The sequence below is a fragment of the Humisphaera borealis genome (genome assembly GCF_015169395.1).
GTDB lineage: Bacteria > Planctomycetota > Phycisphaerae > Tepidisphaerales > Tepidisphaeraceae > Humisphaera > Humisphaera borealis.
The window spans coordinates 2,645,484-2,661,408 of sequence record NZ_CP063458.1; the positions used below are offsets into that span (position 1 = coordinate 2,645,484).

The 15,925-nt window shown below is 63.4% G+C and carries 18 protein-coding genes; 11 read left to right on the forward strand and 7 right to left on the reverse strand.

Annotated elements, in window-relative coordinates:
- Window positions 1-98: 98 nt before the first annotated feature.
- From IPV69_RS09855 to IPV69_RS09890, 8 genes are all read left to right on the forward strand, one after another.
- Complete coding sequence (locus IPV69_RS09855) at window positions 99-968, forward strand: ABC transporter permease (protein WP_206294938.1); 870 nt, start codon at window positions 99-101, stop codon at window positions 966-968.
- A 290-nt stretch (window positions 969-1,258) separates the two neighbouring features.
- Window positions 1,259-1,813, forward strand: coding sequence for a hypothetical protein (locus IPV69_RS09860; RefSeq protein WP_206294939.1), 555 nt, complete (start codon window positions 1,259-1,261; stop codon window positions 1,811-1,813).
- A gap of 100 nt (window positions 1,814-1,913) precedes the next feature.
- Window positions 1,914-2,228: a hypothetical protein gene (locus IPV69_RS09865; protein WP_206294940.1), complete on the forward strand. Its 315-nt coding sequence runs from the start codon at window positions 1,914-1,916 to the stop codon at window positions 2,226-2,228.
- 54 nt (window positions 2,229-2,282) lie between these two features.
- Window positions 2,283-2,744 (forward strand): hypothetical protein, encoded by a 462-nt coding sequence (locus tag IPV69_RS09870; RefSeq protein ID WP_206294941.1) that lies wholly within the window; start codon window positions 2,283-2,285, stop codon window positions 2,742-2,744.
- A 66-nt stretch (window positions 2,745-2,810) separates the two neighbouring features.
- Window positions 2,811-3,197 carry a hypothetical protein gene (locus IPV69_RS09875; RefSeq protein WP_206294942.1) on the forward strand — a complete coding sequence of 129 codons (387 nt, stop codon included), beginning with the start codon at window positions 2,811-2,813 and terminating at the stop codon, window positions 3,195-3,197.
- A gap of 39 nt (window positions 3,198-3,236) precedes the next feature.
- Window positions 3,237-3,977 (forward strand): hypothetical protein, encoded by a 741-nt coding sequence (locus IPV69_RS09880; RefSeq protein ID WP_206294943.1) that lies wholly within the window; start codon window positions 3,237-3,239, stop codon window positions 3,975-3,977.
- Between the two features lie 92 nt (window positions 3,978-4,069).
- A complete protein-coding gene (locus IPV69_RS09885) occupies window positions 4,070-4,510 on the forward strand; it encodes a response regulator (protein ID WP_206294944.1) in 441 nt (146 codons plus the stop codon).
- A complete protein-coding gene (locus tag IPV69_RS09890; protein ID WP_206294945.1) occupies window positions 4,507-6,486 on the forward strand; it encodes a hypothetical protein in 1,980 nt (659 codons plus the stop codon). The genes IPV69_RS09885 and IPV69_RS09890 overlap by 4 nt, the downstream gene beginning before the upstream one ends.
- A gap of 135 nt (window positions 6,487-6,621) precedes the next feature.
- Here the strand turns inward: IPV69_RS09890 and IPV69_RS09895 are convergent, their stop codons facing one another.
- The 4 genes from IPV69_RS09895 to folP form a co-directional block, all read right to left on the reverse strand.
- Window positions 6,622-7,887, reverse strand: coding sequence for a glutamate-5-semialdehyde dehydrogenase (locus tag IPV69_RS09895; RefSeq protein WP_206294946.1), 1,266 nt, complete (start codon window positions 7,885-7,887; stop codon window positions 6,622-6,624).
- Window positions 7,888-7,923: 36 nt separating this feature from the next.
- Window positions 7,924-9,054, reverse strand: a complete 1,131-nt coding sequence (locus IPV69_RS09900) for a YbbR-like domain-containing protein (RefSeq protein WP_206294947.1) — start codon at window positions 9,052-9,054, stop codon at window positions 7,924-7,926.
- Window positions 9,055-9,155: 101 nt separating this feature from the next.
- Window positions 9,156-9,992, reverse strand: coding sequence for a diadenylate cyclase CdaA (gene cdaA / locus IPV69_RS09905; RefSeq protein ID WP_206294948.1), 837 nt, complete (start codon window positions 9,990-9,992; stop codon window positions 9,156-9,158).
- A 150-nt stretch (window positions 9,993-10,142) separates the two neighbouring features.
- Entirely contained in the window at window positions 10,143-10,931 is a 789-nt protein-coding gene (folP, locus tag IPV69_RS09910) for a dihydropteroate synthase (protein ID WP_206294949.1), read from the reverse strand.
- Here folP and IPV69_RS09915 point away from each other — a divergent pair.
- On the forward strand, window positions 10,930-11,250 hold the full coding sequence (locus tag IPV69_RS09915) for a hypothetical protein (RefSeq protein WP_206294950.1): 321 nt from the start codon (window positions 10,930-10,932) through the stop codon (window positions 11,248-11,250). The two genes, folP and IPV69_RS09915, sit on opposite strands and share 2 nt — an antisense overlap.
- 46 nt (window positions 11,251-11,296) lie before the next feature.
- On the opposite strand, the gene IPV69_RS09920 is transcribed toward IPV69_RS09915, so the two are convergent.
- The gene (locus tag IPV69_RS09920) at window positions 11,297-11,746 is read right to left on the reverse strand and encodes a GNAT family N-acetyltransferase (RefSeq protein WP_206294951.1); all 450 of its coding nucleotides are present in this window, start codon (window positions 11,744-11,746) and stop codon (window positions 11,297-11,299) included.
- A gap of 173 nt (window positions 11,747-11,919) precedes the next feature.
- Entirely contained in the window at window positions 11,920-12,954 is a 1,035-nt protein-coding gene (locus IPV69_RS09925; protein ID WP_206294952.1) for a Gfo/Idh/MocA family protein, read from the reverse strand.
- A 261-nt stretch (window positions 12,955-13,215) separates the two neighbouring features.
- On the opposite strand from IPV69_RS09925, the gene IPV69_RS09930 reads away from it, so the two are divergent.
- On the forward strand, window positions 13,216-13,740 hold the full coding sequence (locus IPV69_RS09930) for an RNA polymerase sigma factor (RefSeq protein ID WP_206294953.1): 525 nt from the start codon (window positions 13,216-13,218) through the stop codon (window positions 13,738-13,740).
- Window positions 13,741-13,794: 54 nt separating this feature from the next.
- Window positions 13,795-14,640 carry an anti-sigma factor family protein gene (locus tag IPV69_RS09935; RefSeq protein WP_206294954.1) on the forward strand — a complete coding sequence of 282 codons (846 nt, stop codon included), beginning with the start codon at window positions 13,795-13,797 and terminating at the stop codon, window positions 14,638-14,640.
- 84 nt (window positions 14,641-14,724) lie between these two features.
- Here IPV69_RS09935 and IPV69_RS09940 read toward each other — a convergent pair whose 3' ends face one another.
- Window positions 14,725-15,906 carry an FG-GAP-like repeat-containing protein gene (locus IPV69_RS09940; RefSeq protein ID WP_206294955.1) on the reverse strand — a complete coding sequence of 394 codons (1,182 nt, stop codon included), beginning with the start codon at window positions 15,904-15,906 and terminating at the stop codon, window positions 14,725-14,727.
- Window positions 15,907-15,925: the final 19 nt, after the last annotated feature.

The window sequence follows — 15,925 nt, forward strand, 5'->3', positions numbered from 1 at the left end:
CGCTCGCAAAGGTATACCATGGCGACGACTTTTCGCACCGCGATATGCGCACGACTTCGAACCCATCCTCCCGTCGCAGGCTCGGATTCCTGCCACTGATGTCGCCCGTCTGGCTGACGCTGGGTGGATTGTTCGTGCTTCCTCTGCTGGGGATCTTCGTGCTCAGCTTCGCCCGCACCGGAGAACTGGGATTCGCCGAGCCGTTCGAGGATGCCGGCCAGCTCTGGCGACACGTCGGGTCGGGGGATTTCATTGACCACTACGCGAGGTCCTTCGAGCGCGGGCCGCTGCGAATCCTGCTCCGATCGATCTGGATCGCAGCCCTGACGACATTGCTGTGCGTGCTGGTCGCTTATCCGGTCGCGTATTACATCGCCGTCCGCGCGCCTGCCCGATTTCGATCCCTGCTCCTGATGCTGGCGATCCTCCCTTTCTGGACGAGCTTCGTCATCCGGACTTACGCCTGGATGGTCATCCTTCGACCGGAGGGACTGATCAATACACTGCTGATGAAGCTCGGGGTGGTCAGCGAGCCGCTCCCGCTCCTGTACAACGAACTGGCCGTCCTGTTCGGCCTCGTGTACGGCGAACTGCCGTTCATGATCCTTCCGCTGTATGCCTCGCTGGAGAAACTCGACCGCTCGCTGCTGGAAGCGTCGAACGATCTTGGTGCCGGCGGGTGGGGAACGTTCTGGAGCGTCACGCTCCCGCTGAGCATGCCCGGCCTTGTCGCCGGCTCGGTGCTGGTGTTCATCCCTTCGGTCGGGCAGTTCGTCGTTTCAGACATGCTCGGGGGTTCGCGAAGTCTGCTGATCGGAAATCTGATCCAGAGTCAGTTCGCCGGTCACGGCACCGTCGGCGACCGGCCCTTCGGGGCGGCGCTGGCGTTCCAATTGTCGGCGGTGGTGCTGCTGATCGTCTGGATGTACGCCAGTTGGGCGAAGCGGCGTGGCGAGCAAGTCATGTGAGCCGCGAGCGGGCTGCCCGAACCGTGCGAAAACGCGGGGAGCGGGGTGTTTCCCACCATTGCGTGAGAATGGCGAATTCTGGCTGAATTTCTCTCGACTTTTGTTCACTAGTTAGTAAACTGTACGGGTCGTTAGGATTCTCGTTCATCGCCGAAAAGTGCCACGCACGAAGTAAGCGGGAACGGAGACCCAGAGCGACAAAACCAGACCGCCATGCGGCGGTCCGGACTATTTTAATTGCATTTAGGTGTTTTGCATTTTTCGATTCTCCACACTTTACCGGAGGTCCCGTGTTTCCATTCAATCGTATCGCGCAGGCTGGTGCCGCCTTGTCGCGCAGTGCCGGGTATGTCGTCGTCGAGTTGACCCCATGGGTAATTCGCGCCCTGATCGGCTGGCTCGGCGATCGCTTCGGGCGCACGCCGGGCGGTGACTTCAGTCTGTGCAAAACGTGCCCGTTCCAACCGCCGGGCGCGGCCGTGTCAGCGGCTGCGCCGTCATCGCCGGACGATGACGGTTCGAGCACGTCACGGCCAGATCCCGCATCGCCTATCCCGTCTCAGTTCCCACCCCGCCCGGCGGTTCACAACACCTTCGCGACCGAGCCGGCACTGGTCGTGCTCGCGTTTCTGCTGGCCGTACTTGCCATCGCATTTGGCAGCGGCTGCACACCCGTCGGTTCGTACGTCTCGGCGGATCGTTCGACGTTCGAAGCGATCACCCCGGAATACGCACGGTACGTCGAAGCGGACCCCGACCTTAATCAACAGCACAAGGACCGCCGTCTGCGCACGGTCGCGGCGTGGCGTCTGCGGCTGGAATCGGCCGAGTCCGCCGCTCGCTGAATTGCCGACGGCGCATCGCGCCCGTGCGAGCTTTTACTGCGATCAACGCCAAATCACCCTGGTTCGTCTTGCCCTTCACAACTGTTTTCGCGGAGCACCCATGACTTCCAAACCCATCGCATCGGCACTTTTGTCCGAACTCCTGAACCACCTTGGCGTGGAGGCTTGGCGCAGCTTCTCCGACACCGACCGCCGCCTTGTGGAGGCCTGCTGCAACGACGCGGCCGACATTCAACTGGCATTGGTCGCCGGCGGCGGTGCGCCGACATCAGCCGGTTCGCTCGCGGCCGAGAAGGCACACATCGCGGCCCAGTTGGCGTGCCTCTCGGCCGCCACCGGCGCGTCGGTCGAGAAAGCGATCTGGGAAGTCGCGTCGCGACTGCTGACCCGCGCCGCGGCGGCAGTTCTCGCCTGAACGGTCGGTCGATCGTTGTCGAATCGAAGAATGGCTTCTAACCGCGAGGCAACCATGCAACACCTCCTGACACAGCACCTTCTGGCACAAGCCGAGTCCATCCCCACGGCCGCCATTTTCCAGGCCCTTTTCTCGGCGGTCGTTTCGCTCTCGCTCTGGAAGCTGACCGCCTGGCAACGCCGCTACGAAGGACTGGAGCGGCGACTCAATGAGGCGACGGGCCGACTGATCGACGAGCGCATCCGCGCCGTATCCACCGAACTGGAGAATCACACCCGCGCCACCCGGGCGTCACTCGACGAGACGCGCCAACGCCTTGCCGCCGGGGAACGCGCCATGGTGGCGATGGCCGAGGCGGATCACCGTTTCGAGCTGACCCTGACCGCGCGGCTCGACGGGATGAAGGACTACGTCCGCGAGTTTGCGCCTGCCCGGACCGACCTCGAACGCCACGAGCAATCCGTGGAGCGGAGGTTGACGCGGGTCGAAACGCGGCTGGAAGAACTCACAGGCTGATCGGCAGGCCGCTCGCGCCGCGATCAGCCGCAACCAGCAACATCTATCGCACAAAGGGAGAACACCATGAATTTCGACTATGCAGAACATCGCCGGGACCGTCGCCTGCGCAAACGTCTCCTGCAGGCATTGCACGCGGTGCGCGTACGGCCGGAGGGGGGATGGGTGACCGGGCGCTTCGCGTTTGACCTGGTGGACGGGGCACAGCCGGGTGGAGAGCGGTTCGAGTCCGACATCCACGCGCTGGGGCTACTGCGCGACCTGGTGAACAGCCACTACGCCCAGGAGCGCGACGACCGCCCGACCAGGGAGCCGTTTACGCTGGAATCGGTGAGCTACCGGGTGACGGCGGCCGGCACTGCCGTGGTACTGGAGCTGACCGATCCGGACCCGCTGCTGGAAGATTCGCGTGACCGCCCGCGGCGATCGCCGGACTGGGCAACGGGGGTCTGAAACTTCTTCTACGATCAGCACGCATTTCGGAGACTTGCCATGCAGGACAGCAATCCGCGTCGAAACCTCGCACGAAGACGCCGCCAGACACGCCCGCCGGAGAAGCCGCCGATCCGGCTCGGCCCTGATGTCGCCGACGGCACAGAACTTTCCGACGGCATCGACCCGACGCCGCCGGTTCACGACTGCGACCGCATGGCCAATTCCGTCCGCTCGCCGGGCCAGGGGGCCGAGGTACCATCGACTCGCCCGTTTGGATGTCCGGCGCAGGTCGATCTGGCCGAGTTCGACCGCATCGCCGCCGACATCGCCCGGTCGGAAGAGGACATCGTGCGCTGGGCGGCGGATCGCGGATGGCAGATCGATGCGGCGTTCGTCCGGCGACGCCGCGGTGACCTGCGGCAACGACTCTGCGATGCCGCCGAATCAGCGGTCGTCTCCACCACGATCGCCAAGGCTTTCGGTGCCGATCACCTGCGGGCTTCGGACTCGACCGTTTCTTGCGTCGAACAGACGCTGACCCAGTGGCTCTACGCGCAGCTGTCGTCGCAGGAAAGCGAAATGACGATCGAGCGTTGGCTGCAGGTGCTGAAGTCAGTCGCGGGGATCATCGACAACCGGATGGGGCTGGAAAAGCTCCGTCGATTCGTCGAGGCTGGGGCAGCGGCGATGAACGTTTCGCCGTCCGGTCAGGACCCGTCGGTCTCCGGCCGGACGATCGCCGACCGCATCCGAAGCGCGTTGCTGGGGCCGGCCCTCGTCAACGGGATACCGTTGTAATGAACGCAGATCGCCGGAAGGGAAATCCCACCGTTAAGTTTTGCGCGAGTTAGTCGTTAGTGGGGTGGAAGCGACGGGATTGGTGAGCGCACATGGATCAGCCGAACATATTGATTGTCGAAGACCACCTCGATCTGGCAAGGGCGATGACCGCCCTGCTTCGTAAGGCCGGATTCTCAGTTTCTTACGCAACCGATACGCTCAAGGCGAGCCAAGCAATGAACCTTGTCATTCCCGCGATGATGATTCTGGACGTCAATATCCCGAAGAGCGGCGGGCTCGATTTCCTGCAGGCGATGCGCGTTCACGACAAGCTTTCGAATGTGCCTGTGGTGATCTACACGGCGATCGACGACCCGCAGCTCCGCGAGCGGGCCCGAAAGCTGGGGGCGGTGGATTACGTTGTCAAAGGGGCGTTGGACGGCGCTTCGATCGCACGCCTGGTTCGCAAACACATTCGACCCTCCTCGACCGGCGCGACATTGCTGGGCTCCCCCATTGAACTCGGTGCGGGTACAACGCTGCCGCAGTGAGATCAAAGCAGAAACCTTCCACACCCTCTCCCGCCACGGGGACACGAGCGAGCCGCGTCGGTACGACCGCGAACGCTTCTCTCGGATCGCCGGAGAAAACTTCTGTTTCCCGTCTTGGCGTGCTCTCGGCGGCGGCTGCGGGCTTGTTGGGGTGTTTCCTGCTCTGGGGTTTTGCCGACATCACCGCAGCCCCGGCACTACAGTTCAATCTAGGGGTAACCCGCTGGCTGCTGATCGCCGCAGCGACAGCCTTTGCCGCGCTACCGCCGGTGACGGCCGTCATTCAACGGCTGTTCGCGTTCGCGGAGCGTCCGTCGGCAGTCAGCCGGGCGAAGATCGCTTGCGTTGTTTCGATCATTGCGGCGACGTACCTTATTGTCACCGCGCACCTGCAGGGCCGCGACCTGTTCCCCAAGACGCACGACGACCAGAGCTACCTGCTTCAAATCCAGATGCTGGCCCGCCTGCGGCTTTGGATGCCGCAGCACCCGCTGGCGGATTTCTTCGATACGTTTTACGTCATCTCCAAGCCGGTTTACGCCTCACTGTATTTCCCCGGGGCTTCGCTGCTTTATGTGCCAACGGTATGGCTCGGTCTGCCGACCTGGTTTTTGCCGACTTGCGTGGCGGGTGCGTGCGTCGGACTGACGTACCGAATTGTCGCCGAGCTGGTGGACGGCGCGTCGGGACTGCTGGCAGCGCTGGCGCTGCTGTCGCTGGAGTACTTCCGGGTTTTCAGCGTGCTGCTCACCAGCCATGAGCCCATGCTGCTGCTGGGACTGCTGACAACGGTCGCCTGGCTGCGATGGCGGTCGGCGCGATCGAGCGCGGGTGGACGATCTTGGGTTCGTTTGGCGGCGGGACCGATTTCGATCGGCGTCTTTGCCGGTTGGGCCGCCATCACCCGCCCTGCCGACGCGGTCTGCTTCGCGCTGCCTGTCGGGGTGGCACTGCTGCTGGATTGCTTTCGCCCGGAGCAAGGCACCGACAATGAGAGGCCCGTTTCTCGGGTTCGTTCGGCGGGAATGGTGTTGGGTTTGATCGTCCTGGGCGCGACACCGTTTCTGGCGCTGCAGGCGGTGTTCAACAAGGGAGTGACCGGCAACTGGTTGGAGACGCCATACACCTTCTATCTGAAGCAGGAGCAGCCGAACACGTCGTTCGGGTTTCATGCGTATGACCCGTCGGCCCGACCGGCTTCGAATAACCAGAGGAAGCTCGACTATTACGACCAGTTCTTCGCACCTTATATCGTGCGACACCAGCCGGCCGAAAACCTGCGATGGTGGGGAAAGGTCTACCTGCCGATGACGGTGGACACCACCCTGCCGACGCGGTTGGCGCTTCCGCTGGCGGCGATTGGTGCCCTGGCGGTGTTCTGCAGCCGCCGACGTTGGGCGGTCGTCGGAGTCATCCCGCTGTTCCTGCTGCTCTACTACTTCAACACGTTCTTCCTGGAGCATTACGCGATCCTGATCGCGCCGGCGATGTTGCTCCTGGTCGTCCTGGGAATCAGACGTTGCGCCGACGCTTGGCCAGCCAGAGCGAGCTCGATCCGGGCATCGCTTTCGGCGGGGCTGGTGGTGACGAGCCTGCTGATCCTGCCGGAGTTCAACGCGCTCTGGCCAGAGCAGCATCAAACTGGCGACGAGACCATGACGTCGAGCGTGATGCGGTTCGCCAAGGTGGATATGCCGCTGGCGGGTAACTTCAAGTCACCGGCGATCGTGCTTTTCGCTTATCGATTCGGGGATTCGATCGTGGAGGAACCGGTCTACAACAGCGACGTCGCCTGGCCGGACGATGCACCGTTGATCTACGCGCACGACCTGGGTGCGAGGAACGCCGAGCTGTTTCGTTACTACGCCCTTAGGCAGCCGGAACGCCGCGTGTACCGCTTCGACCGTCACTCGGCCGAGGGGATCGAAGACCTGGGGCGGGTGGCCGACCTGGCCGCCCGGGCCGATCAGCGGTGACCGCAGACGGGAGGTTTACGTCTCGAACAGATCGTCTACGGGCATGGTCCATCCGGGTACAGCAGGTTCCGCCTCGGCGGTCTGGCCCCGGCGGTAGGACTGGCATGACATCACCAACCTTTCTCGCGCCGAAGTCTACCGCACATGCCCTGCACCCGTCACAACCCACTTGTAGGTCGTCAGGTCCATCGCCCCCATCGGGCCGCGGGCGTGCATCTTGTCGGTGCTGATGCCGATCTCGGCCCCCAGGCCGTACTCGCCGCCGTCGGCAAAGCGGGTACTGGAGTTGATCATCACGCTCGCCGAGTCCACCTGCTGTACGAATCGGTTCGCGGCCGAGAGGTCGGTGGTCAGGATGGCGTCGGTGTGATGGCTGCCGTGCTCGTTGATATGCGCGACGGCTTCGTCCAGCGAATCGACCACCTTCACACCGGCGATCAGCGCAAGGTACTCCGTGTCCCAGTCTTCCGGCGTGGCAGCTTTAGCTGCCGTGAAAAGAGACCGCGCCCGGTCGTCGCCGCGGATCTCAACACCCTTCGCCGCCAGCGCCGCACAGACCTTCGGCAACAGCGCCGGCGCGACATCCTTGTGGAACAGAAGATGCTCGACCGCGTTGCAGGCCGCTGTGTAAGACAGCTTGGCATTCAGGCAGATATCGACGACCTGCTGCTCCATGCCGGCCGTCGCCTTGTCGACGTAAATGTGGCAGTTGCCGGTAAAGTGCTTCAGGACGGGAATCGTCGATTCCTTCACCACCAGCCGAATGAGCGACTCGCCGCCGCGCGGAATCACCAGGTCGATGTACTTGTCCTGCTTCAGCAGAAGTGGCACCAGAGTGCGGTCGGTCGACTCGACGAATTGCACCGCGGCGGGATCGATCTCGCTGGCCTTCAGGGCGTCGGCGACGATCTGCACGATCTTCCGGTTCGAGTGAAACGCTTCCTTGCCGCCGCGCAGAATGATCGCGTTGCCGCTCTTGATGCACAGCGCCGCGGCGTCGGAGGTCACATTCGGGCGGCTCTCGTAGAAGAACAGCACGACGCCCAGCGGTACCCGGCGTTTCTCGATCCGCAGCCCGTTCGGGCGGTTGTACCCTTCGATCGTCTGGCCGACGGGATCGACCTGGGCGGCGATCTGCTCGACGCCTTCGGCCATCGCAGCGACCTTCTTTTCCGTCAGCTGCAGCCGCGCGATCAACGGCGCGGCCAGTTCCGCCTGCTTCGCCGCTTCAATATCTTTGGCATTCTCCGCCAGGAGTGCGGCGGTCTGGTCGCGCAGCGCCGCGGCGATCGTACGAAGCGTGCGCGAGCGCACCGCATCGGTCAGCGTCGCCAGTTGCTGCGACGCCCGACGGGCCGATTTGCCCAGGTTCTGAACGTAAGCGGGCCAGTCACTGCTCATGGCCGGATTATAGGGGATGAATCGCGGTTCGTGGGCTTATCGGGGTGTGGCACGGATACGCAGTGTTTTTCGTTCATCTTTGAGGACCACCCCGGGCGGCAGGTTGTACCTGATCGGCACGTCCGCCTCGCCCTCGGTCAGGACCGCCGGGCTCACTTCCACAAACGCGACTGGCGAATTGTCCTTGAGCCGGTTCACCAGTTCCTCGGGTCCGGAGACGAGCACATTCGGGATCGTCTCGACGCCCGACGGGACGGTTTCGATCAGGTAGCGGTCGAGCACCAGCTTGGGTGCCGCGATCATCACGCGCACCGTGGGCAACGTATCTTCCTTGGCTTTGACGGGCGTCACGATCGCGGCGACCGCGGGCGGGCTCAGGGCGATGTTGGCGGTGTCGCCACCGATCACGTTCAGTTTGACGTCACTGAGCTGGACCGGCTCATCCGACGCCGGTGCCCGGCCCATCGCGGCGGCGATATCGGCCTCGATTCGAATCGTGGTAGCCGGATTGTTCAGCACCCGGGACGGACCGCGAACCTTCACTGTTTCCGGAGTGAACTTAGGCGGCGACCCGAACCGCCGCGGGTCGGCCACTTCGACGCGATATTCCTTCTCCACAAGCTGATCGACGTAGAACTTGATCTCCGCCGGTTCGGGGCTCTCGACTGTTACGCCAAGATCCGCCAGTCGCTTGTCCTCGCGGATACGCACCGAAGCGATCCGCTGAGAAGCGTTGTCCAGCGGAGAGTCGTAGAGGATCTTCGCCGGCGGATTGCCATTGAGCGGGTTAAACAGCTTCTGCGCCTGCTCCACGGCCGCGCGAGGGCCAACAAGCTTCACAACGATCAGCTTGCTCGCCGGCGATTGGATCGAGAAAACCTTCGTGGGGTCGTTCGAGACGATCTCCACGGGGATCGTCACGCCGGGAACGCCGGCCAGTTCCTGCCGCTCGGCATAGATCCAGATGAGGATTGTCAGAGGGATGACCCAGAGCAGGGTCTTGACTACGGACGACACCTTCTCGCGGGAGAGGTGTTCGTCAATCCAGCCACGAACGAACGCCACCGTGCGGCTCGGACGTTTCTTGCCTTTGAGCGGCACCTCGTCCGGTCGCGGGGCGGCCGGTTCGGCGGCGGTCTGTTCGATGATGGAGGAAGGATCAGGCATGCAGGCTCTTTGACATCATCATCACCATCAGGCGGCGCGACCGCAGAATCGAGAAGGTCGCAACGGCGACCATGGCGTAAGCGACGGCAGTCAATTGAGACTCAAGGCGCTTTGCGAAAGAAGCCGCCTTGCGTACCCCGGCCCAGCAGTTCCGTCAGCAGGCCGCGCAGACCGTCGGGCATCAATTTGCGGATCAGCTGTCCGCGCTCGGCGATGCTGATATCGCCTGTCTCTTCCGAGACGACAACGACCACGGCATCGCTGTCCTGGCTCATGCCGACCGCAGCGCGATGCCGAGCGCCCAACTCGCGCTCCAGTTCGCCGCTCTCGGCCATCGGAAACTGCACCCCGGCAAACGCCACCCGTCCGCCGGCGATGATGACGCCCAGATCGTGCAGCGGGCTGTTGGGCCAGAAGATCGTATTCAACAGGTCGGCCGTGAGCTTCGCGTCGATCATCGTGCCGTTTTCGTCGGCGTTCGGGACGATCGGGGTATCGCGCTCGATCGCGATCACCGCCCCGATCTTCCGGCGGCTCAGGAAAGTCGCCGCCTCGACCAGTGCCTCGATATCTTCACTAAACCGCTCGCTGCGACCGCGAATGATCGGTAGCTGCTCCCCCAACCGAATCAGCGCCCGCCGCAGTTCCGGCTGGAACGCAATCACAATCGCGAACGACGCACCGAGCAGGAACTTTTCGTACAGGAACTTGAGCCGCTCCAAGCCGGCTTGGTCGGCGAGCAAGCCGACGATCAGGTACAGCGTGATCAGGACGAACGCGATCCCACGGAGCATGCGGGCACCGCGGGTGCCTCGTAGAAAACCGACTACCCAATAGACGACCACCCCAATCAGGAGCAGCTCGATCGCGACCCGCCACCACTCGTAGTTGCGCAACGAGCGAAAGAAGTCTTGGAGGTTGAAGAGGGACGCAATCATTCGTCTGTCGTCGGCGAGGCCCAACTATATTGCGCGACACGGGCGGCCGTCACCATTCCCGATCGTCAATTCCGAGCAATTCCGTGGAAACCGATGAATCACCCCTTCCCGATACCCTGATGATGGTCGGGGAACGGCGCAGCCTGCGGGTCAATCGCAGAATCCCTCTATCGCCCGCACCATGCGAACGACTTGAGCGATGGGTCCGACATCGTGGACACGCACGACCGCTGCTCCGTTTGCCACGGCCCAGGCGATTGTCGCCGCGGTTCCGAATTGCCGCTGCATGGGGTCGGCCACTCCGGTCGCCTTGCCGATAAAACCCTTCCTGCTGGGACCAATCAACAGCGGACGCCCCGGCTTCGCCAATTCGGGCAATCGCCGGAGCAGGGTAAGGTTGTGCTCGTAGGTCTTGCCGAAGCCCAGGCCGGGATCGAGAAGAATTCGATGTCGGGCCACACCGGCGGATTCGGCGGCGGCCGCCCGCTCGACCAGGAACGATATCACTTCGGCCGTGACATCCTGATAGCGCGGGTCGATCTGCATGGTGGCCGGCGTGCCCTGCATGTGCATGAGCGCAATGGGTACGCCGGCACCCGCGACAAGCGGCAGGAGGGCCTGGTCGTCCCGACCGCCGGAGATGTCATTCACCATGTCGGCACCAGCCTGCAGCGCTGCTTTGGCAACGGCGGCCCGCGTGGTGTCGATCGAGATGACGATATCGCCCAGACCGGCGACGGCTCGGATCGCCGGCTCGATGCGTCGAATCTGCTCGGCTTCTGAAACGGGCCGCGACCCGGGACGCGTCGATTCCCCCCCGACATCGATCAGATCAACACCTTGCTCAATCATCTGCCCGGCGACTTCCGCGACGGATTGGGGGTTAACGTACAGTCCCCCATCACTGAAACTATCGGGCGTGACGTTCAGAATCCCCATGATCAGAGGCCGCCGATCGGCGGGCGACGCCAGCAACCATTGTTCGAACTCGACGGAGGTCATTCCCCATAGCGTAGCACTGTCGGCACTTCAGTGGCACCCGCCGGCCGTCGATGTGTCCTATATGCGAGAATGGCTGGGCCGAGTATTGGTGGGTGGTACGATCGTCATGATCGTGGGCGGCCTCTGGACCTACGCATCTCTGCGCCATGTGATCAGCCAGGAGCGCCGCGTCTACTATCCCCCGGTCAGGCCCCCACTGCCGCCGCCGGCCGATTCGGACCCGCACTTTCCCGATCTCGCCGCGATCCGGGACTGACACTACTTGCGGATGCCGCTCTCGCTGATACCGCGTTCGTGGCGTGCTACTCCAGCAGGTTCTTCTCGAACACCAGCATGTTGCTCGCGTAGGTCGAATCCCAACGCATGCCAACGATGTCGAACCCCATCGCGATCATGAAGTGCATGAACTCCCGCTGCTCGTTCATGCATTCGCAGCGCAGATATTCGTACCCGTGATCCTTCGACCAGGCCTGCTGCGCTTCGAGCAGCTGCCGTGCCACGCCGTGGCGACGCACATTGGGGAGCACCCCGCCCATCCAGTGGTAGAACATCCCCGGCTTGAGCTCGAACCCGATCCAGAACCCCACCGGCTTGTCGTCCATCTTGGCAATGAGCGTGAGGCAGTTGTAACGCCCCATGAACCGGCGCTTGAAGAAGTCCACTTCACGCCGGGGACGGAAGATCGCGTTGTAGATCTCTACGGCCTGCGGGATGAGTTTTTCGTCGGCGATAATGATGTCGGCCTGGGCCACGTCGGAAGACCTCCGGAAATTCGTACAACTCGCGCGGGATGCAAATCACATCTTATCGGGATGCGGGTGGGAGTCCACCGAGCCTGAAACAATGGCATGGATTGACGACAGAGTGCAGCCGGACAGCGCGATCACCGCAGCTCAAGTCGATCCAAGGTCGAGCCAGAACCATCTCAGTACGCCAGCCCGATCTGAGCCCTGAAGCGTTCAATCCACCTGCAGACTTCCATCGTCTCGGCGCGTGTGACCCGGGGGGAGCCGCCGGTCCAGACACTGCTGGCAAAATCGTCGGCTTCGATGCCGTAAAGGTCACCCTCGAAAGGGACGGTGACGACCCGGCGTGGCGGGGGTGGCGGGGCGCCGCCGCCGGCAAAATCCTGTTTCGGGGGCGTCGCGTGGGCGATGACAAACTCGCCGGCGGGCACCGGGGGCTTCCAGGGGACGGGGATCTCGATGAAACCGTCGGTGCCACAGATGTATGCGGTGTTGTTGGCCTGCGTGCCCGTTCCACAGGTGAAGCTCGCCACCGCCCCGCCGGCATACTTGAGCCAGCCGGTGCAAAGGTCGTCCACGCCGGTCGGGTGCAGGTTGCCCGTCGCCGAGCCGTCGGTCGCCGGCCCGCAGAACAGGTGACCCAGGCTGATGCAATAACAGCCGACGTCCATCAGCGCGCCACCCGCAAGCGCCGGGTCGAAACGCACGTTTCCGGCGATCTTGCTCGTCCGATAGCAGAAACTGGCACGGACCTGCGTGACCCGACCGATCACACCGTCGGCGACGGCACGCTGGACCGCCAGTGTTTGCGGATGACAACGGTACATGAACGCCTCCATCAGCACCCGACGATGGGCATCGGCGGCGGCGAACATCGCCCGGGCCTCGGCGGTCGTGACGGCAAAGGGCTTTTCGCAAAGTACGTGCTTTCCGGCTTCGAGCGCCGCGATCGTCCAGTCGTGGTGCATCGAGTTGGGTAGTGAGACATAGACGGCATCGACATCATCCCGGCGAAGCAGCCCGCGATAATCGCCGAGCGACGCCGCCACCCCATTGGCCGCCACCCCGTTTGCCGCAGCGAACGCCGCCGCCTTTGCCCCATCCCGGGATGCAACCGCCGTCAGAACGCCATGTTTCGACGCGTTCACGCCCACCGCAAACTGCCGGGCGATGTTGCCGGTTCCCAGAATGCCCCAACGAAGTCGGTCCGCCATCGGATGCTCCAGGTCTATTGTTGCGGTACTGAATGACCCCCTCGCGAGGGGCCCCGGATACCTGCCGATCGGCAGACACCCTGGCGCCAGACTCTACCGATTTTCACGCCGATGTCTGTGATTCTCCGGCGATGTCGCGTGGCACCCTTCCATCACGCCCGTCGCGCGGCTATTTTCCCTGTGCCGATTGTTTGCCAGGTGGAATAACGCCGGTCGCCCGCCGGTAATGGCTTTCGGGCGCGAAGCAAGGACCGCATCGTTTTGGACCGCCCTGCTCAGCTCCAGTTCCGCGACCTGGTACTGGCCGAACTCCCGGCCGTGCACAGGCTTGCAGTCTATCTGTGCAGATCGCGCGAGATCGCTGAAGACCTGGTCCAGGAAACCTACCTGCGGGTGTTCAAGTCTGCCGGTACCTACCGCGAAACGGATCTCGGTCCTCGACCCTGGCTGTTTAAGATCCTGCACAATGTCTGGCGAACCAGGGCCGGTCGGCGAACGGAGGTTGCGGCAGCGGCCGATGAACTGGCAGAGCAGACCGCGGCCCCGCAATCGGTCCCGCTGGAACTAGATTGGGAAAACGTAGACCAGCGCGTCAAGAAAGCGGTCGAGCAGCTTCCCGACAACTACCGCGACGTCCTGCTGCTCTGGGCCGTTGAGGAGATGAAGTACCGCGAGATCGCCGACATCACCGGCATCCCAATCGGCACCGTAATGAGCCGGCTGTTCCGGGCGCGCCAATTGCTCGCAGAATCGCTCGCGGATGTCGCGGTCGAACGAGGGCTGTGAACGCGGCGTATCAAAGGATCGAACCGAAATCGAACGAACTGTATCGAACGCGAAATGCCAGACCCCACCGACAACCTCGATGCGACGCAGCGCCTGATGGCGTTTGCAGACGGGGAGCTGAACGCTGCCCAGCAGCTCGAGGCGATGCGCGCCGTCGCGGCCGACACCGACGCGGCAAAGGTCGTTGAGCAGGAAATCCGCCTCCGCCAGGCCGTCGCAAGAACGCTATCGGCCGGGCCGGGCCCAAGCGAAGCATTGCAGCGATCGGTGGCGGCGCTGGCGTTCCAGATGCCCGCCGCCACGACCGCAGAACCCTCGTCGGTGGCCAGACGCTGGGTGCCGCTAGGCGTTGCCGCAGCGATCGCCCTGCTGGCCGGCGGGACGCTGATCGGGCGGTTCGCCCTTCAGCCCGATCGGCCGACCATCGCCACGCACCCTGATCGTGACGTTCTCCCCGCGAATTACATCGCCGCCGCGACGCAGATCCACGTCCGCTGCTCCCGCGGCGTGGAACACCATCCGCACGGCGGTTGGCCGAAAACACTCGTGTCGATCGAGGAGCCGGTCAAGCAGTACGTCAACAACAACAGCCAGCACTACCCCGACCTGAGCAGCATCGGCTTCAAGTACCTCGGCTGTGGTCCCTGCGGTCGTCCGGAAGAAACCGGCGTTCATCTGCTCTATCGCAGCACAGCCGGAACCGACACCCTGAGCCTGTTCATCGAGCCTTTCACCAACCAGGTTGATCTCGCCCCCGGGACCTGCTGCTACAGCAGGACGTCCGACGTCCATCCCGTCCTCGTCTGGCGCACGCAGAACCTGGTGTTCTTCATGGTCGGCAACGCAAAAGCGGCGGTCGAAAGTGCCCGCACGGCGATGAAGCTGCCGGAACCGATTTGACCCGGCAGACACGACGGCGACGACGCATGAGCACCGGTTTCATGCCGAGCGCGTGAAACATCGCGCATCTCATACCCAACCGTCCTACTTCGCCACCCAAACCCGCCCGTCGGCCGCGACCACGATCAATTCGTCCTTCTTGTCGCCGTCCAGGTCGGCCGCCGCCAGCTTGGTACCCGCCTCGATCGGGAACGGATACTTCCCGTCTTTCGCCAGAAGCTCTTTGACCTTTGCGATCACGAAAAACGCGCCGTAGCCTCGGTTGACGAGCACGATTGCCCCCTCGTCGGCGGCGATCAGCACATCGCGGCGGCCGTCGCCGTTGATGTCGATGTCCGTCATGACCGCCGCCTTGACGCCGTCGGCACCGACGGTCGGGAAGAACACCTTTGCCGGGTCGCCGGTCAGCCGTTTGAAGTCATCGATCGGCAGCTTGGACTTGTCGTCAACCGGCTCGCGGGTGATCGACTTCGATCGCGCGACGATCCGTGCCCGCTCCCCGGCGGGACCGAATGCGGCGACGGCAGTCGCGAGCGCCGGCTCGCCACCGGGTGTCGCCGCCCCGGGCGGAAAATCTTTCGGCGACGATGCCTTCGAAGGCGCGATCGCTCCGCCTTCGAGCGAGTAGACCGACACCCCCGCCGCCGTCGCAACCGCCAGGTCTGGCTTGCCGTCACCATCGAAGTCGCCGGTGGTAATCGCGGTCGGGTTCGCCACAGGAAGTTTCCCGATTTCCTTGATGCCGCCGGCAAAGATCGCCGGATCGACCTTGTCGAGCAGGCTGGTTTTTCCGTCTTTCTTAAGGTCGCGCAGGATGGCAATGAGCGTGTCGGTCGAGCCCGGAAATGTGTGCGGGAAATCCGGCTTCACGCCGGTCGCGATGAAGAACGGAATGCGCTTGGTGGCGTCGTAGGTCGCCAGCGCCCAGGTATCGCCGATGTGCAGAATGGCCTGTTTCGGGTCGCGCTTGCTGAGCATGATGACCGCCGACTGACCGGCAGCCAGATGCGGACGGATTTCCGGCACCTGGACGGCAATGCGGCAGGCACCGTTGAAACCTTCGCCGGTGAGTGTCTCCTTTGCGACCACATCCATGTCGCCGGTCTCGGGGTTCACCTTCTCGACGGTTCCGACGACGACCCCCTTGGAGATGCCATAGATCGACGTCAGCGGAAGCTTGGCCTCGATCACCGCATGAGCGGTCGAAGGGGACAGTACGAACGCTACTGCCACGGCAAAGAGCACGTTTTTCATAGGCTGGTTCACGAAGCAACTCCTCCGACAG

Coding starts and splice junctions, on each gene's coding strand:
- IPV69_RS09855 (WP_206294938.1), top strand. CDS start 99: ATGTCGCCCGTCTGGCTGACGCTGGGTGGATTGTTCGTGCTTCCTCTG.
- IPV69_RS09865 (WP_206294940.1), top strand. CDS start 1,914: ATGACTTCCAAACCCATCGCATCGGCACTTTTGTCCGAACTCCTGAAC.
- IPV69_RS09870 (WP_206294941.1), top strand. CDS start 2,283: ATGCAACACCTCCTGACACAGCACCTTCTGGCACAAGCCGAGTCCATC.
- IPV69_RS09875 (WP_206294942.1), top strand. CDS start 2,811: ATGAATTTCGACTATGCAGAACATCGCCGGGACCGTCGCCTGCGCAAA.
- IPV69_RS09880 (WP_206294943.1), top strand. CDS start 3,237: ATGCAGGACAGCAATCCGCGTCGAAACCTCGCACGAAGACGCCGCCAG.
- IPV69_RS09885 (WP_206294944.1), top strand. CDS start 4,070: ATGGATCAGCCGAACATATTGATTGTCGAAGACCACCTCGATCTGGCA.
- IPV69_RS09895 (WP_206294946.1), bottom strand. CDS start 7,887: ATGAGCAGTGACTGGCCCGCTTACGTTCAGAACCTGGGCAAATCGGCC.
- IPV69_RS09900 (WP_206294947.1), bottom strand. CDS start 9,054: ATGCCTGATCCTTCCTCCATCATCGAACAGACCGCCGCCGAACCGGCC.
- cdaA (WP_206294948.1), bottom strand. CDS start 9,992: ATGATTGCGTCCCTCTTCAACCTCCAAGACTTCTTTCGCTCGTTGCGC.
- IPV69_RS09915 (WP_206294950.1), top strand. CDS start 10,930: ATGATCAGAGGCCGCCGATCGGCGGGCGACGCCAGCAACCATTGTTCG.
- folP (WP_206294949.1), bottom strand. CDS start 10,931: ATGGGGATTCTGAACGTCACGCCCGATAGTTTCAGTGATGGGGGACTG.
- IPV69_RS09925 (WP_206294952.1), bottom strand. CDS start 12,954: ATGGCGGACCGACTTCGTTGGGGCATTCTGGGAACCGGCAACATCGCC.
- IPV69_RS09935 (WP_206294954.1), top strand. CDS start 13,795: ATGCCAGACCCCACCGACAACCTCGATGCGACGCAGCGCCTGATGGCG.